Source organism: Roseococcus sp. YIM B11640, assembly GCF_049727625.1.
Lineage (GTDB): Bacteria > Pseudomonadota > Alphaproteobacteria > Acetobacterales > Acetobacteraceae > Roseococcus.
Genome location: NZ_JBBJOZ010000001.1, coordinates 89,732 through 104,524 on the forward strand (window position 1 = coordinate 89,732; position 14,793 = coordinate 104,524).

The 14,793-nt window shown below is 68.3% G+C and carries 18 protein-coding genes; 7 read left to right on the forward strand and 11 right to left on the reverse strand.

What is annotated here, in order from left to right:
• The 6 genes from WJM96_RS00440 to WJM96_RS00465 form a co-directional block, all read right to left on the reverse strand.
• Window positions 1-1,353 (reverse strand): LLM class flavin-dependent oxidoreductase, encoded by a 1,353-nt coding sequence (locus WJM96_RS00440; protein WP_424810444.1) that lies wholly within the window; start codon window positions 1,351-1,353, stop codon window positions 1-3.
• A 162-nt stretch (window positions 1,354-1,515) separates the two neighbouring features.
• Window positions 1,516-1,908, reverse strand: a complete 393-nt coding sequence (locus tag WJM96_RS00445; RefSeq protein ID WP_424810445.1) for an MAPEG family protein — start codon at window positions 1,906-1,908, stop codon at window positions 1,516-1,518.
• The gene (gene mltG, locus WJM96_RS00450) at window positions 1,905-2,891 is read right to left on the reverse strand and encodes an endolytic transglycosylase MltG (RefSeq protein WP_424810446.1); all 987 of its coding nucleotides are present in this window, start codon (window positions 2,889-2,891) and stop codon (window positions 1,905-1,907) included. The genes WJM96_RS00445 and mltG overlap by 4 nt, the downstream gene beginning before the upstream one ends.
• Before the next feature lie 50 nt (window positions 2,892-2,941).
• Window positions 2,942-4,222 carry a beta-ketoacyl-ACP synthase II gene (gene fabF, locus WJM96_RS00455; protein WP_424810447.1) on the reverse strand — a complete coding sequence of 427 codons (1,281 nt, stop codon included), beginning with the start codon at window positions 4,220-4,222 and terminating at the stop codon, window positions 2,942-2,944.
• Window positions 4,223-4,249: 27 nt separating this feature from the next.
• Window positions 4,250-4,492 carry an acyl carrier protein gene (locus WJM96_RS00460; RefSeq protein WP_424810448.1) on the reverse strand — a complete coding sequence of 81 codons (243 nt, stop codon included), beginning with the start codon at window positions 4,490-4,492 and terminating at the stop codon, window positions 4,250-4,252.
• Between the two features lie 222 nt (window positions 4,493-4,714).
• Window positions 4,715-5,257 carry a zinc-ribbon domain-containing protein gene (locus WJM96_RS00465; protein ID WP_424810449.1) on the reverse strand — a complete coding sequence of 181 codons (543 nt, stop codon included), beginning with the start codon at window positions 5,255-5,257 and terminating at the stop codon, window positions 4,715-4,717.
• Between the two features lie 70 nt (window positions 5,258-5,327).
• Between WJM96_RS00465 and WJM96_RS00470 the strand changes: the two genes are divergently transcribed.
• The 4 genes from WJM96_RS00470 to WJM96_RS00485 all read left to right on the forward strand — a co-directional run bounded on the left by WJM96_RS00470 (window position 5,328) and on the right by WJM96_RS00485 (window position 7,962).
• Window positions 5,328-5,993 carry a cell division ATP-binding protein FtsE gene (locus WJM96_RS00470; RefSeq protein ID WP_424810450.1) on the forward strand — a complete coding sequence of 222 codons (666 nt, stop codon included), beginning with the start codon at window positions 5,328-5,330 and terminating at the stop codon, window positions 5,991-5,993.
• On the forward strand, window positions 5,986-6,846 hold the full coding sequence (locus tag WJM96_RS00475) for a cell division protein FtsX (protein ID WP_424810451.1): 861 nt from the start codon (window positions 5,986-5,988) through the stop codon (window positions 6,844-6,846). Before WJM96_RS00470 ends, WJM96_RS00475 begins: the two co-directional genes overlap by 8 nt.
• Window positions 6,847-6,907: 61 nt before the next feature.
• Window positions 6,908-7,528 (forward strand): tRNA (adenosine(37)-N6)-threonylcarbamoyltransferase complex dimerization subunit type 1 TsaB, encoded by a 621-nt coding sequence (gene tsaB, locus WJM96_RS00480; protein WP_424810452.1) that lies wholly within the window; start codon window positions 6,908-6,910, stop codon window positions 7,526-7,528.
• Window positions 7,525-7,962, forward strand: a complete 438-nt coding sequence (locus WJM96_RS00485) for a GNAT family N-acetyltransferase (RefSeq protein ID WP_424810453.1) — start codon at window positions 7,525-7,527, stop codon at window positions 7,960-7,962. Before tsaB ends, WJM96_RS00485 begins: the two co-directional genes overlap by 4 nt.
• A 48-nt stretch (window positions 7,963-8,010) precedes the next feature.
• Here the strand turns inward: WJM96_RS00485 and WJM96_RS00490 are convergent, their stop codons facing one another.
• Window positions 8,011-8,277 carry a sulfurtransferase TusA family protein gene (locus tag WJM96_RS00490; protein WP_424810454.1) on the reverse strand — a complete coding sequence of 89 codons (267 nt, stop codon included), beginning with the start codon at window positions 8,275-8,277 and terminating at the stop codon, window positions 8,011-8,013.
• A gap of 87 nt (window positions 8,278-8,364) precedes the next feature.
• Between WJM96_RS00490 and WJM96_RS00495 the strand changes: the two genes are divergently transcribed.
• The 3 genes from WJM96_RS00495 to WJM96_RS00505 are packed head-to-tail and all read left to right on the forward strand — an operon-like array spanning window position 8,365 to window position 10,141.
• Complete coding sequence (locus WJM96_RS00495; protein ID WP_424810455.1) at window positions 8,365-8,796, forward strand: MucR family transcriptional regulator; 432 nt, start codon at window positions 8,365-8,367, stop codon at window positions 8,794-8,796.
• A 32-nt stretch (window positions 8,797-8,828) separates the two neighbouring features.
• The gene (locus WJM96_RS00500; protein WP_424810456.1) at window positions 8,829-9,311 is read left to right on the forward strand and encodes a Fur family transcriptional regulator; all 483 of its coding nucleotides are present in this window, start codon (window positions 8,829-8,831) and stop codon (window positions 9,309-9,311) included.
• Window positions 9,308-10,141, forward strand: coding sequence for a GNAT family N-acetyltransferase (locus WJM96_RS00505; RefSeq protein WP_424810457.1), 834 nt, complete (start codon window positions 9,308-9,310; stop codon window positions 10,139-10,141). The genes WJM96_RS00500 and WJM96_RS00505 overlap by 4 nt, the downstream gene beginning before the upstream one ends.
• Before the next feature lie 15 nt (window positions 10,142-10,156).
• On the opposite strand, the gene WJM96_RS00510 is transcribed toward WJM96_RS00505, so the two are convergent.
• From WJM96_RS00510 to WJM96_RS00525, 4 genes are all read right to left on the reverse strand, one after another.
• Window positions 10,157-10,861, reverse strand: coding sequence for a lysophospholipid acyltransferase family protein (locus tag WJM96_RS00510; RefSeq protein ID WP_424810458.1), 705 nt, complete (start codon window positions 10,859-10,861; stop codon window positions 10,157-10,159).
• Window positions 10,861-12,699 carry a potassium transporter Kup gene (locus tag WJM96_RS00515; RefSeq protein ID WP_424811801.1) on the reverse strand — a complete coding sequence of 613 codons (1,839 nt, stop codon included), beginning with the start codon at window positions 12,697-12,699 and terminating at the stop codon, window positions 10,861-10,863. Before WJM96_RS00515 ends, WJM96_RS00510 begins: the two co-directional genes overlap by 1 nt.
• A 132-nt stretch (window positions 12,700-12,831) precedes the next feature.
• A complete protein-coding gene (locus WJM96_RS00520; protein ID WP_424810459.1) occupies window positions 12,832-13,611 on the reverse strand; it encodes an amino acid ABC transporter ATP-binding protein in 780 nt (259 codons plus the stop codon).
• 35 nt (window positions 13,612-13,646) lie between these two features.
• On the reverse strand, window positions 13,647-14,789 hold the full coding sequence (locus WJM96_RS00525; protein WP_424810460.1) for an amino acid ABC transporter permease: 1,143 nt from the start codon (window positions 14,787-14,789) through the stop codon (window positions 13,647-13,649).
• Window positions 14,790-14,793 lie beyond the last annotated feature (4 nt).

Here is a 14,793-nt window from a genome sequence, read left to right on the forward strand (position 1 = left end):
CTATTCGGCGGCCGTGCGCGTCGCGGCGGCGAGGTTGCGGTTTACGGGCTTGGAGAGGCCGAGATGCTCGCGCAGCGTCGTGCCCGTGTATTCCTCGCGGAACAGGCCGCGGCGCTGGAGCTCGGGCACCACCTTGTCCACGAAATCGGCGAGGCAGGTCGGCATGACGGGGAAGGTGACCATGAAGCCGTCGCAGGCGCCGGCCTCGACCCATTCCTGCATCACGTCGGCGACCTGGGTCGGCGAGCCGCAGAAGGTGGCCTTGCTGCGGTTGTAGCGCATGGCCACCTGGCGGAGCGTCAGCCCCTCGCGGATCAGGCCGGCGATCTCGGCGAAATAGGCCTGATGGTGGTTGCTGGTGGCGGGGATGCGGTCCTCGGGCACCGGCTCGTCCAGCGGCAGGTCGGAAAGGTCGGTCTCCAGATCCTGGCCGAGGCGCATGACGCCGACGGCGGGGTGCAGCAGCTCCATGTACTGGCGGTTGCGCTCCTCCGCCTCCTCCTGCGTGTCGCCGACGATGACGGTGATGCCGCCCATGATCTTCAGCTCGTCCGGATGGCGGCCGTACTTCGCCATGCGGCCCTTGAGATCCTTGTAGAACTCCACGGCGCCCTTGATCGTGGCGGAGGTGCCGAAGACCACCTCGGCCGTCTTGGCGGCGAGCTCGCGGCCCGTGTCGGACGCGCCCGCCTGGATGATGACGGGATGGCCCTGCGGCACGGGCGCGATGTTGAGGCCGCCATTCACCCGGAAATGCTTTCCCTGGTGGTCGACGATGTGGAACTTCGCGGGGTCGAAGGTCAGCTTCTGCTCGCGGTCGTAGATGAAGGCGTCGGGCTCCCAGCAATCCCAGAGCTGCTTCACCACGTCGACGAACTCCTCCGCGCGCTCGTACCGCTCGGAATGCGGAGCGAGCTTGGCGTGGCCGTAGTTCTTCGCCGCGTAGTCATTGGCCGAGGTCACGACGTTCCAGGCCGAGCGCCCATGCGAGATGTGGTCGAGCGAGGCGAAGTAGCGCGCGACGTTGTAGGGCTCGTTGAAGCTGGTCGAGGCCGTGGCGCCGAGGCCGATGCGGCTGGTCGCGCCCGCGACGGCCGAGAGCATGGTCAGCGGCTCGAGCTGGTTCATGAAGGTGGGCGCGTGGCTCCAGATCTTCATGTTGTCGGTGCGGACGGTGGGCGTATCCGCGATGAAGAAGAGGTCGAACTTCCCGCGCTCGGCGATCTGCGCCATGCGCTGCCACCAGGCGATGTCCGTGCCGGCATCCGGCTGCGCCTCGGGCGCGAGCCAGGCGGCGAGATGGTTTCCGTTGGGCTGAACGAGGGTGGCGAGTGCCATCTGCTTGCGGGACATGGTTGGATTCCTGCTCGTTTTCGGTGGGCCGGCAACGGCCGGCCAGGCCGGAATCAGGCGGCGCGGAGCGCCTCTGACCGCGGATTGTGCAAAGGGCAGCATGAAGCGGGGGCAATGTCACGCCTATCGGACAAAGCTATTGTCCCGGCGCCTTCCACGGCCTCAGAGCAGCGCGGGAACCAGCACCATGAGCAGGCCCGCGAAGCTGACCAGGAAGACCGCGCTGCGGACGCCCGGGATGCCCATCGCATAGATCGGCAGGAACAGGATCCGCGCCACCAGCCAGATGACGGCGCCCCAGTTCGTCCAGCTGCTCTCCAGGCCGGCGGCGTGCACGATCAGCACGGCGGTCGCCATCACGGGGAAGGTCTCGAAGAAATTGGCCTGGGCGCGCGTGAGCCGGCCGACGAGCGGACTGGGCGGCGGCAACGTCTCGTCGCGCGCGCCCATGTTCCATTTCAGGCCGTACTGCGCTGTCTTGATGGTGGCGGCAGCGAAGACGTGCACCAGCCCCAGCACGCAGCCCCAGGCGAGGATAGTCAGCGGAAGCGTCATGGCGCGGCCCTCCGGGGCGGGGGCGGCGTGGGGCGACCCATCTCGCGCCAGCGAGCGACGTTCCGGTTGTGATCATCCAGCGTTCGCGCGAAGGCGTGCCCGCCGCTGCCGTCGGCCACGAAGTACAGGTAGTCGGTCGCCTCGGGCCGGGTCACCGCCCGCAGGGCGTCGCGGCCCGGCGAGGAGATGGGGCCGGGCGGCAGGCCGCGGATGCGATAGGTGTTGTAGGGGTGAGATGAATCGAGGTCCGCGCGGGTCAGCGCCCGGTCCAGCGGTACGCCCTGGGACACGCCATAGGCCACGGTGGGGTCCGACTGCAGCATCATTCCGCGGCGCAGCCGGTTCACGAAGACGCCGGCCACCAGCGGCCGCTCCGAAGCCACGCCCGTTTCTTCCTCGACGATGGAGGCCAGGATCAGCGCCTCGCGAGGAGTGGCGAGGGGCAGGTCTGGCGCGCGGGAGGCCCAGGCCTCGGCCAGGGCCTGGTCCATGGCCGCCGTGGCGCGGCGGACGATGGAGGCGCGCGTGTCGCCCCGGGTGAAGGTATAGGTCTCGGGAAGCAGGGCGCCTTCCTGGATGGCCGGGACCTCGCCGGCCAGGGTATCGGCGCGTTCCAGGATGGCGGCGATCTGCCGGGCGGTCAGGCCCTCGGGGATGGTGAGCCGATGCTGCACCATCCGACCCTCGCGCAGGATGCGGAGCACCTCCTCCATCGGGACGGCGGCGTCGAAGGCGAATTCGCCCGCGCGGAGCGGGCCCTGGTCGCGGGTGATCCAGGCGGCGGCGGCGAAGATTCGGGGGTCGCCGATGACGCCCTTCTCGCGCAGGGCGGCGGCGATGGCCTCTGTCCCGCCGCGCGGAATGACGACCGTGGCGGGGGAGGACAGCGGACCCGGCCGCGAATAGGCGTCCCATCCCCAGAAGCCGGCGCCCACGGCCAGCATGACGAGGAGGGCGCCGAGAAGACCCAGCGCGCGCAGCATGCCGGAACTAAACCCCGGCCGGCTGCTGGGTTGCGTTCATGCCGGGCGCGTCAGGGCGCGCCCCGGAACACCACCGAGGCATTGGTGCCGCCGAAGCCGAAGCTGTTGGACAGCGCCACGTCGATCTTGCGCTCCTGCGCCACCTTGGCCACGCGGTCGATCGGGCTTTCGCGCGACGGATCCTCGAGGTTCAGGGTGGGCGGGGCCACATCGTCGCGGATCGCGAGGATGGAGAAGATCGCCTCCACCGCGCCCGCCGCGCCGAGCAGATGCCCGATGGCCGACTTGGTGGACGACATGGCCAGCTTGTTCGCCGCGTCGCCGAACAGCCGCTCCACCGCCTGCAGCTCCACATCGTCCGCGAAGGTCGAGGTGCCGTGGGCGTTGACGTACTGCACCTGATCCGCCGTCACGCCGGCGTCGCGCATCGCGGCCTTCATGGAGCGGAAGGCGCCGTCGCCATCATCCGGCGGGGCGGTGATGTGGTAGGCGTCGCCCGACATGCCGTAGCCGATGACCTCGGCATAGATCTTGGCGCCACGCTTCTTGGCGTGCTCGTACTCCTCGAGCACCAGGACACCGGCGCCTTCGCCCATGACGAAGCCGTCGCGATCCTTGCTCCAGGGGCGGGAGGCCGCCGTCGGCGTGTCGTTGAAGCCGGTGGACAGCGCGCGCGAGGCGCAGAAGCCGCCGATGCCGAGCTCGCAGATCGCGGATTCGGCGCCGCCGGCCACCATCACCTCGGCATCGCCGAGCGCGATGAGGCGGGAAGCATCGCCGATGGCATGCACGCCCGTCGCGCAGGCCGTGACCGCGGAGTGGTTCGGACCCTTGAAGCCATAGCGGATCGAGACATGGCCGGAGGCCAGGTTGATCAGCGAGGCCGGGATGAAGAAGGGCGAGATGCGCCGCGTCCGGCCCTCGGCGACAAGCACCGAGGTCTCCTGGATGGTCTGGAGACCGCCAATGCCCGAGCCGATCATCACGCCGGTCGCGCAGCGGTCTTCCTCGGCTTCCGGCATCCAGCCGGAATCCTCGACCGCCTCGATGGCCGCCACCAGCGCGAGCTGGATGAAGCGGTCCATCTTCTTCTGGTCCTTGACGGGGATCCATTCGGCAAGGTCGAGCTTGCCGTCGGCCTTCACGCCCGTGGGGACCTGCCCGGCGATGCGCGCCGGAAGATCCTTGGTATCGAAGGCCTGGATGGCCGAGATGCCGCTTTCACCGTTCGTCAGGCGCTTCCAGACATTCTCGATCCCGAGCCCGAGCGGGCTCGCGATCCCCATGCCGGTGACCACGACGCGGCGCGGCGCGAAGCCCTGCGCGAACAATGGACGTTCCCTACCCGTGGACGAGAATCAGGCCGCGGCCTGCTGCTTCTCGATGAACTCGATGGCGTCCTTGACGGTCTGGATCTTCTCAGCCGCGTCATCCGGAATCTCGACGCCGAACGCCTCCTCGAAGGCCATCACCAGCTCGACCGTGTCGAGGCTGTCCGCACCGAGATCATCGATGAACGAAGCCTCGGGGGTCACCTTCGCCTCGTCGACGCCCAGATGCTCAACGACGATCTTCTTCACCTTGTCGGCGGTCTCGCTCATTTACCTGCTCTCCTGCTGCCAGCCGTTCCCCGTCGTTCGGGGACCTGCGGCTGGGATGCGCCTGGGCACCGGCCCGGGCGGGTTATCACGTATGCGTGGGGCGCACTAGGCCGCCCCGCGATGCGTGGCAAGCCCGCAATGTGGGATTCTGGCACGCCCGGGCCGAGCATCCCGGCATCACGTCACAATACAGCATGTTTCGCCAGCCGCAGCAGGACCGCTTCACCCGCCGAGGAGCCCGGCCAGACGCGCGAAGGGCGGCCAGGCGGCGGCGATCGGCGCCCGGTACAGGACCAGGCAGGCGACCAGGACCAGGACGGCGGCGACGCTGGCGATCCAGGCCAGGGGCAGGGCCGCCCGGCGCGCGGGCGGCTTGGCGGTCTCGGGCAAGCGCCGGGTCGCGAGATGGGGCGGGCCGCGATGCGTCGGGGGCGGCATGCCGTCCGACGGGATGAGCGGCGGCGGCTTGCGGAGCGGCCGGCTGACGGGCTCCTCGGCGGGCCGCGCCTCGGTGACAGTCGGCGCCGGGGCTGGAGCCGGCTCGGATGGGGGCTCCGGCTCGGGCGGCGGGGGGGCAGGCGGAGGCGGCGGAGCTTCCACGGGAACCGACACGGGCATCGCCGCGGGCTCCGCGGCCGGCCGCGCGGGAACCCATTCGTGCTGGCACAGGCCGCATCGCAGGGGGCGGCCACTGGCCAGCATCGACTCCGGCACGCGGTACAAAGCAGCGCAGGCGGGGCAGTTGATGTCCATCTCGATTCGCATGTGCCAAGGCCGCGCTGATCCTGCAACCTCCTGTTTGCTTTATGATGAAAGGCGCTGTGAAACTTCCCTCATGGTGCGTTTTTCGCGAGTCGGCCTGCGATATCCGGAGGGGCGGGGCGCCTGGGCCCTGAGCGGCATCGACTTCCTGTTGCAGCCCGGCAGCTTCACCTGGCTGCTGGGGCCATCGGGCGCCGGCAAGTCCAGCCTCCTGCGCTTGATGCAGCTCTCGCTCCGCGCGACGGAGGGCGATGTGGAGGTGCTCGGCGCCGATATCGGCCGCCTGCCCCGTCGCGCCTTTCCCGCGCTCCGGCGGCGCATCGGCGTGGTGTTCCAGGACTACCGGCTGCTGCCGCACCTCTCGGCCTTCGAGAACGCGGCCCTGCCGCTGAGGATCCAGGGCGTCAGCGAGGCCAGGCTGGTCGCCGACGTCCGGGAAATCCTGCGCTGGGTCGGCCTGCTGGACCGGGCCGAGACGCTGCCCGCCGCGCTTTCGGGCGGCGAGCAGCAGCGCCTCGCGCTCGCCCGCGCCGTCGTCTCCCGCCCCGCCCTGCTGGTCGCGGACGAACCCACGGGCAATCTCGACGAGGTCCAGGCCCGGCGCGTCATCACGCTGCTGCGCGAGATGCATCGCCTGGGAACCACCGTCGTGGTGGCCACCCACAGCGAGATCCTGCCGGTCGAATATCCCGCCCCCGCCCTGCGGCTCGAGGCCGGGAGGCTCGTCGGCTATGAGTGATATCCCGCGCATGCGGCAGCTCCGGGGCCGCGACCCCCTGGGCCTGCGCCGCGCCCTGTCGGACCGGCTGCTGCCGGCGCTGGTGGCCGCCATGGCGCTGCTGGCCGCGCTGGCCATCGCCGGGACGGAAGGGGCAGGCGCCCTGGCCGCCCGCTGGGCGCAGGGCACGGCCGGGCAATTGCTGCTGCAGCTCCCCGCGGATGCCGACGCCGGCCCGGTCGTGGAGCGCCTGGCCGGGCTGCCGGGAACCGCGCAGGCCACGCTCGTCCCCGAGGACCGGCTGCGCGAGCTGCTGGCCCCCTGGCTGGGCGAGGTTCCGGGCCTGCCCTTGCCGCGCATGATCTCGGTGACCCTGCGGCCCGAGGCCGACCAGACGCCCTTCCTCGACCTAGTGCAGGACATTCCGGGCGCTCAGCTCGACGGGCAGGGCGGCGCTGTGCGGCAGGTCCTGCGGCTCGCGGAGGGCATGCGGGTGCTGTCAATCGCGCTGCTGCTCATCACCGGGCTGGTGGGCGGCGCCCTCGTGGCCGTGGCGACCCGCGCCGGGATTTCCGCGCGGCGCGAGACGATCGAGATTCTCCATGAGCTCGGCGCCCGCGACCGCGACATCGCCGGCCGGTTCGCCCGCCGGCTCGCCTGGCTCTGCGGCCTGGGCGCGGTTTATGGGCTCGCCATCGCCTTGCCCGTGCTCTGGCTGCTGGCGCGCGAGGCGGTGCCGGTGGCGCTGGCCCGCGAGGCCACGCTTTCGGACCTGCCCTGGCTCGGCCTCGCCCTGTTGCCGCTGCTCGCGGCCGGACTGGGCTGGCTCACCGCGCTGGTGACGCTGCGGACCTGGCTGCGCCGGCTCGGCTGAGGCGGGCATCCGCGCCAAGCGCAGGGTTGCCGGGACTCCGCGCCGGATGCGATGCGGATGCATGCGCTTTCTCGTCCTCGACGCCGCCCTCTCCCGCTCTCTCGCCGCCCTGGTCGAGGACGGGCACGTGGTCGCCGAGCGCGTCGCCGAGGGCGCCCATGGCCAGGCTGCCGCGCTGCCCCCCCTGGCGGAAGCGGTCCTGCAGGGTGAGATCGATGCCGTCGCCGTAGGGGTCGGCCCTGGCAGCTTCACCGGCCTGCGCACCGCGATCTCGCTCGCCCAGGGCCTCGCCGCCGCCCGTGGCATCCCGGTCATGGCCGTCACGACGGGGGAGGCGCTGGCCGCGGCGGAGCATGGTCCCGGCCCGGTCTGGGCCGCCACCGAGAACCGGCGCGGGCAGCTGTTCCTCGAACGCTTCGCCCCCGGCCTCCGCGCCGAGGGCGGGCCGGTCGTCGTGGAGGAGGACGCGCTGCCGCAGCCGGAGGTCCTGACGCGCCTGGTCGGCGACGGCGCACCGCGCGCGGCGTCGCGGATGGCCGCGCGGGGATGGCCCGTGGCGTTGGGAGACGGGCGCGGGATCGATGCCGCCGCCCTGGCCCGCGTGGCCGCAAGGCGCTTTTCGGGCGAACTGCCGGGCCGCGCCGCCGAACCCCTCTATGTCGAGCCGCCGGCCACGACATGAAGCCGGTCGCCGTCCAGCCCGGCGAGGAAGAGTTGCTGGCGGAGATCCACGAGGCCGCCTTCGCGGCCGACAGCGCGGCCGGACGCGCGTGGTCGGCCCCCGCATTCCGCACCTTGCTCGCAATGCCGGGGGTCTATGGGCTCAGGACCGAGGACAAGGGCTTCATCCTGATGCGTCACGTCATGGGGGAAGCCGAGGTGCTGACCCTGGCGGTGCGCCCGGGGGACCGGCGGCAGGGTCTGGGCGGCACCCTTCTGGCGGAAGCGCTGGCTTTCGCCGCCGCGGCAGGGGTGACGGAAGTATTCCTGGAGGTTGCGGAGGCGAATCAACCCGCGGTTGCGCTCTATACTCTGGCCGGATTTGTCCGGATAGGAAGGCGGCCGAATTATTACGGACCCGGACAAGATGCCGGAGTGCTACGTTTCGCTCTCTGAATTAGTCATTGGAATTGATTTGCGGCACCACCGCCGCCGGGATCAAAGTCACGATCCCTTGCGGATCAGAAGGCGGCCGCTTCCATCCTCGGCCACGTCGAGCGAAACGATCTCATGGCCTTGCTCGGCGAAGCTGCGATGAAGATTGCGGCGCGGCTCTTCACCCCGGAAGCGGATTTCAAGCACCTCGCCCGCGCCCATGCGGTCGAGCTGGAGGCGCGCGCGCACGAAGGTCATGGGGCAAGTGTCTTTCGAGACATCGATTAATTGCGTCATGTCCGATCCATCAATTTCCTTGCTATAATCCCGGCGCATCGTTCAAGCGGGAAGCATGCCTTGCAGAAACGGCAGAAATGGAGTTAAGCCTTTCGCAGCAATTTGAGTTGAATGGGAACCGCCGATATGTCCGAAAGCTCTTCCGCCGGCGACCTTTTGGGTCTGACCGCTGAAATTGTCTCCGCGCATGTGTCGAACAACCCGGTTTCGGTGAATGACCTGCCCGCGCTCATCGTGGATGTGCATCGCACCCTGTCCTCGCTCGGCACCGTTCCGGTCAGGGTTGAAGCCGAGAAGAAGCCGCCCGCAGTGCCGGTGAAGAAGTCGATCACGCCCGACTATCTCATCTGCCTCGAGGATGGCAAAAAGCTGAAGATGCTCAAGCGCCACCTCCAGACCTCCTATGGTATGACGCCCGACCAGTACCGGGATAAGTGGGGTCTGCCGCCCGATTACCCGATGGTCGCGCCGAACTATGCCAAGCATCGTTCGTCGCTTGCCAAGCAGATCGGGCTGGGTACCCAGTCGCGCAAGGGCGAGTCCCCTGCTAAGGGCTGACGATCCGATCTAGGGTGATGGCGACAGGGACGATGGGGGAGCGGGACATTAGCGAGACGACTTCCCGGATCGAGCGCATGTGCATCGAGCGCGGCCTGAAGATGACGGGTCAGCGTCGCCTCATCGCCCGTGTCCTGTCCGAGAGCGAAGACCACCCGGATGTGGAGGAGCTCTACCGCCGCGCCGTGGCGCTCGACAGCCGTGTTTCGGTCGCGACCGTGTACCGCACCGTCCGCCTGCTCGAAGAAAAGGGCATTCTGGAGCGGCGCGACTTCGGCGGCGGCAGGGCGCGCTTCGACCCCGCCGACCGCGGCATTCACCACCACCTGATCGACGTGGACACAGGCAACGTGATCGAGTTCCAGGACGCGGAACATGACGCCTTGGCGCGCAAGATCGCGCAGCGCCTGGGGTTCGATATGGTTCAGCTTCGCCTGGAAATCTTCGGCCGCCGGCCGGCACCTGCCGCCGCAGCCGAACCCGGACCAGCGGCGCGGCCCGGCAAGCGCCGATGAGCCAGGTCTTCACGTTCGGGCCGCCTCCTTTCCCGGAGCTGCGTGCGGGCAATCTCGGCGTGCGGGTGGCGACCGAGGAATGGGAAGTGCTGGCGGCGCAGGCGCTGCGCTATCGCGTGTTCTACGAGGAAATGGGCGCCCATCCCGACGCCGCTACCGCCCTCAGCAAACTGGACGCCGACGGCTACGACGCAGTGGCCGACCATCTGTTGGTCGTGGACCATGACCGCGGCGCAGGGCCGGAATCCGTGGTGGGCACGTACCGGCTCATCCGGCGCAGCGCCGCCCAGCGGATCGGACAGTTCTACTCGCAGGACGAGTACGACATCAGCACCCTGCTGAACTATCCGGGCGGCATTCTCGAGCTCGGCCGCTCCTGCACGGCGATCGACTATCGCACGCGGGGCACGCTGCAGCTGCTGTGGCAGGGCATCGCGGCCTACGTCTTCAATCACAAGATCGCGGTGATGTTCGGCTGCGCGAGCCTGCAGGGCCTCGACCTCGACGCCAATGCCGAACAGCTTTCCTACCTCGCCCAGCACCACATGGCGCCGGAGCACTTGCGGCCGCGGGCCCTGGAATCCCGCTATCTCGACATGGACCGGCTGCCGCGCGGCAGCTACGACGCGAAGGCCGCGCTGATGGCGCTGCCGCCGCTCATCAAGGGCTATCTGCGCCTGGGTGGCTATGTGGGCGATGGCGCGGTTCTGGACCCGCAGTTCAATACGACCGACGTCGCGATCGTGGTCATGACGGACCAGGTCACCGACAAGTACTATAAGCACTACGAGCGCAAGGCAGGCTGGGAAGGCCATCCCGAGCGGGGCTGAGCGCCATGCCCGTGGTCAGCGCCCTTCCAGCGCCGGCTGCTCGGCCTCGATCACCGCTTCCAACCTCGTCAGAAGCTCATCCCGCTGCTCGGTCAGCGGGGGCAGCACGCGCACGATCACCGTGCCGGGCCGCTTGGTGAAGGCGCGGCGGCTCCAGAACAGGCCGGAGTTGGTGGCCACCGGGATCACCGGCAGCTTGGTCGCGGCCGCAAGCGCCACGATGCCTGGCTGGTAGCGCACCTGTTGTCCCGGGCTGGTACGTGTGCCCTCGGGAAAGATCACGATCTGCCGGCCTTCCTCGACCGCGCGCTTGCCGTCGCGCATGAGGGCCCGCATGGCCTGGGCGCCGCCGCTGCGATCCACGCCGATCATCTCGGCGCGGCGGGCGAACCACCCATAGATGGGAATCCGGAAAAGCTCCCGCTTCATCACATAGGCCACATCGGGCAGCAGGCCGAACCAGACGATGGTGTCCAGGGCCGACTGGTGCTTCGCCGCGATCAGCGCGGCGCCCTGGCGTGGAAGGTACTCCTGCCCCTCAACGCGAATGTCGATGCCGCAGATGAGCTTGAGCAGCCAGAGCTCCATGCGCGCCGTGCCGCGCATTCCGGCGTTCCGCCAGCGCTTGGGGCCGAAGAGCAGGGGCAGGCCGATCAGGCCGGCCAGACCGGCCGACGTGAAGAAGGCGATATTGAAGAGCAGGGAACGCAAGGCCAGCATCAGATCGCGACGCGCACACCCAGTTCGACCACGCGGTCGGATGGAATTTTGAAGAATTCAGTGGCCGGCACGCTGTTGCGCGACAGCAGCGTGAAGATCCACTGCTGCCAGGGCCACATCTTGGGCACGGCAGCGGCCACCACGGTTTCGCGGCCCAGGAAGTAGCTCGCCTGCATGGTCTCGAAGGCGAAGTGGCCCTCGGCCGCCAGACGCTCCAGCTCGCGCGGGATATTGGGGCTTTCCTGGAAGCCGTAGCAAAGGATGACGCGGTGGATATCGGGACCGAGCTCCGTCACCTCCGCCCGCTTCTCCGGCGCGACGTTGGGGATGTCCTCGTTGCGGACGGTCACGAACAGCACCCGCTCGTGCAGCACCTTGTTGTGCTTGAGGTTGTGCAGCAGCGCGCCCGGCAGGAAATCGGCCTGGCCGGTCATGAAGACCGCGATGCCCGGCACCCGGATGGTGCGCGACTGGGGCAGACGGGCCAGGAAGGATTTGAGCGGCAGGCTGTCCTGCCGGAAGCGGACGAAGAGAAGCTCCCGCCCCCGGTACCAGATGTACATGAGCGAGAAGGTCACGAGGCCGATGACGACCGGTACATAGCCGCCCTCGGGAATCTTCAGCGCGGTCGCGATGAAGTAGGAGAAGTCGAGCAGGAGCAGCGGCGTGAAGACCAGCCCGACCAGCAGCCAGTGCCAGCCGAACTGCCGCCGGAAGACCAGCAGGGCCAGGACGGTGGTGCAGAGGAAGGTTCCCGTCACGGCCAGGCCGTACGCCGCCGCGAGGCTGTCGCTGTTCTTGAACTCGAGCACGAGGATCACGACGCCGACGAGCAGCGCGAAATTGACCTGGGGCATGTAGATTTGCCCCTCGGAGGTCGCGCTGGTGTGCTTGACCTCGAGCCGCGGCGCGAAGCCGAGCTGCACGCATTGCCGCGCGATGGAATAGGCGCCCGAGATCATCGACTGGCTGGCGATGATGGTGGCCGCGGTGGCCAGCAGCACCAGCGGCGCACGGAACCACTCGGGCGCCAGGATGAAGAAGGGGTTGCTGATCGCCTCCGGGTGGCGGAGCAGCAGGGCTCCCTGGCCCAGATAGTTCAGCGTCAGCGCGGGCAGCACGAAGAAGAGCCAGACCAGGCGGATGGGCTTGCGCCCGAAATGGCCCATATCCGCGTAGAGCGCCTCGGCGCCCGTCACCGACAGCACCACCGCGCCCATCGCGATGAAGGCGGCCAGGTGATAGTGGAGCGCGAAGTTGATGGCCGGCCAGGGCGAGAGAGCGGCCAGAACGGGCGGATAGTGCACGCACTCGATCAGGCCGAGGACGCCGATCGTCGCGAACCAAAGAGCACAGACCGGACCGAAGACGCGGCCCATGCTGCCGGTGCCCCGGTATTGCACCAGGAACAGCGCCAGCAGCACGCCGAGCGTCAGCGGGATCACCACGTCCTCGAAGACCGGGTTGATGACCTTGAGGCCTTCCACCGCCGACAGCACGGAGATCGCCGGCGTGATCATGCCGTCGCCGAGGAAGAGCGAGGCGCCAGTGATGCCGAAGATCGCGATGACGAATTTTCCGCGCTCGGTGCTCGCGGTGCGTTGGGCCAGGGCCATCAGGGCCATGATGCCGCCCTCGCCCTTGTTGTCCGCCTGCATCACGAAGGCCACGTATTTGATCGTGACCGTGAGCATCAGCGACCAGAAGATCAGGGAAAGGACGCCCAGCACCTCCCATTCCTCGATGCCGCCATCCTCGAAATGCAGCAACGCGGCCTTCAGCGCATAGAGCGGCGAGGTCCCGATATCGCCATAGACGACGCCGAGCACGCCCAGCATCGTGGCCGCTGTCAGCTTGTTTGAGGAGTTCGATGCAGTCACGGAATGGCCATGGCCGGGGAGGGCGCTTCGATGCAACGCCTCTCCCTTATCAGACTTGGCCCGACCATGGCAGCCCGGTGGTCCGCCTCGTCAGTGGCCGCGGAGAATCTGGCTGAGGAAGGTCTTGAGGCGGTCCGTACGGGGATTGGCGAAGAGTTCCTGGGGAACGCCCTGCTCGACGATCTCGCCGCGATCCATGAACACCACCCGGTCGGCGACCTGGCGGGCGAAGCCCATCTCATGGGTCACGCAGATCATGGTCATGCCGGTTTCGGCGAGCATGACCATGGTGTCGAGCACCTCCTTGATCATCTCGGGGTCGAGTGCCGAAGTGGGCTCGTCGAAGAGCATGATCTTGGGCTTCATGCAGAGCGCGCGGGCGATGGCCACGCGCTGCTGCTGGCCGCCTGAAAGTTGGCCCGGATACTTGTTCGCCTGCTCCGGGATGCGGACCCGGGTCAGGTACTCCATCGCCAGCTCCTCGGCCTCCTTCTTGGGCATCTTGCGGACCCAGATGGGAGCGAGGGTGCAGTTCTCGAGGATGGTCAGGTGCGGGAAGAGGTTGAAGCTCTGGAACACCATGCCGACCTCGCGGCGGATGGCGTCCAGGCTGCGCAGATCGTTGGACAGTTCGATGCCGTCCACGATGATCTGCCCCTCCTGATGCTCCTCCAGGCGGTTGATGCAGCGGATGAGGGTGGACTTGCCCGAGCCGGAAGGGCCGCAGACCACCACACGCTCACCCATCGCCACGTTGAGATTCACATCCCGCAGGACATGCAGGGCGCCATACCACTTGTTCACGCCGTTCAGCTCGATGGCCGGCACGCCCTTGCGGACCGAGGAGGCGAGGGTTTCAGCAGCCGACATGTGGGGCACTCCAGGAGAGAAAGGTCATACGGGGATCACCGGCGCCGATGGCGGTTGAACTCCGCCTCAAGCCCCGCGCTGTATTTCGACATGGCGAAGCAGAATATGAAGTAGATGATGCCCAGCGTGATGTAGACCTCGACGCCGAAGCCCTGCCACGCCGGCTCGATGATCGCGGTCTTGCCCGCCGTTAGCAGGTCGAAGATGCCGATGATCAGCACCAGGGACGTGTCCTTGAAGAAGCCGATGAAGGTATTCACCAGGGGCGGGATCACGAGGCGCAGCGCCTGCGGCAGGATGATGAAGCCCATCTTCTTCCAGTAGCTGAGGCCGAGCGCATCGGCCGCCTCGTACTGGCCCTTGGGCAGCGCCTGCAGCCCGGCGCGCACGACCTCCGCCAGATAGGCGCCGGCGAAGAGAATGATCGCCACCTGCGCGCGCAGCAGCTTGTCGATGTTCAGCCCCTCGGGGAGGAAGAGGGGGAACATCACGCTCGCCATGAAGAGCAGGGAGATCAGCGGGACGCCGCGGATCAGCTCGACATAGAGAACGCACAGAGCCTTGATCGCGGGCAGCTGAGAGCGCCGGCCCAGCGCGACCAGGATCGCCAGCGGGAAAGCGAAGGCCAGGCCGAAGGTCGCGAGGATCAGGGTGATGGGCAGGCCGCCCCACCGCTCCTGCGGGACGTAAGAGAGGCCGAACACGCCGCCCCACATCAGGATCCCGATCAAGGTAAGCGTGGCGATCCAGACCAGCGACAGCTCCCACCGCCAGAAGCGGCGCATGGCGGAGACGATGTAGAGGCCGATGAAGAGCACGCAGACCAAGGCGGGGCGCCAGTGCTGCTCATAGGGGTAGGTGCCGAAGAGGATGAAGCGGTGCTTCTCGGTGATCACGGCCCAGCAGGCGCCGACGCCCTTGGCGGCGCGGCAGGCCTCCGTGTTCGCGACCCCCTGTGCGTTCACGGGGACGGACCAGATGGCGTTGATGAAGCCCCAGTTCACGAAGCCGACAGCGGCGCGAACGAGCAGGTAGATCAGCGCCAGCGTGATCGCGGTCGACCACCAGTTGGCGAAGAGGTTCTGACGGGCCCAGGCTACCGGGCCGATCATGCTGATCGGCGCGCGGCGCGGCTCGGGCGGGGCGGCGAGGGTGGGTTCTGCGGTGACTTCGCTCATGTCC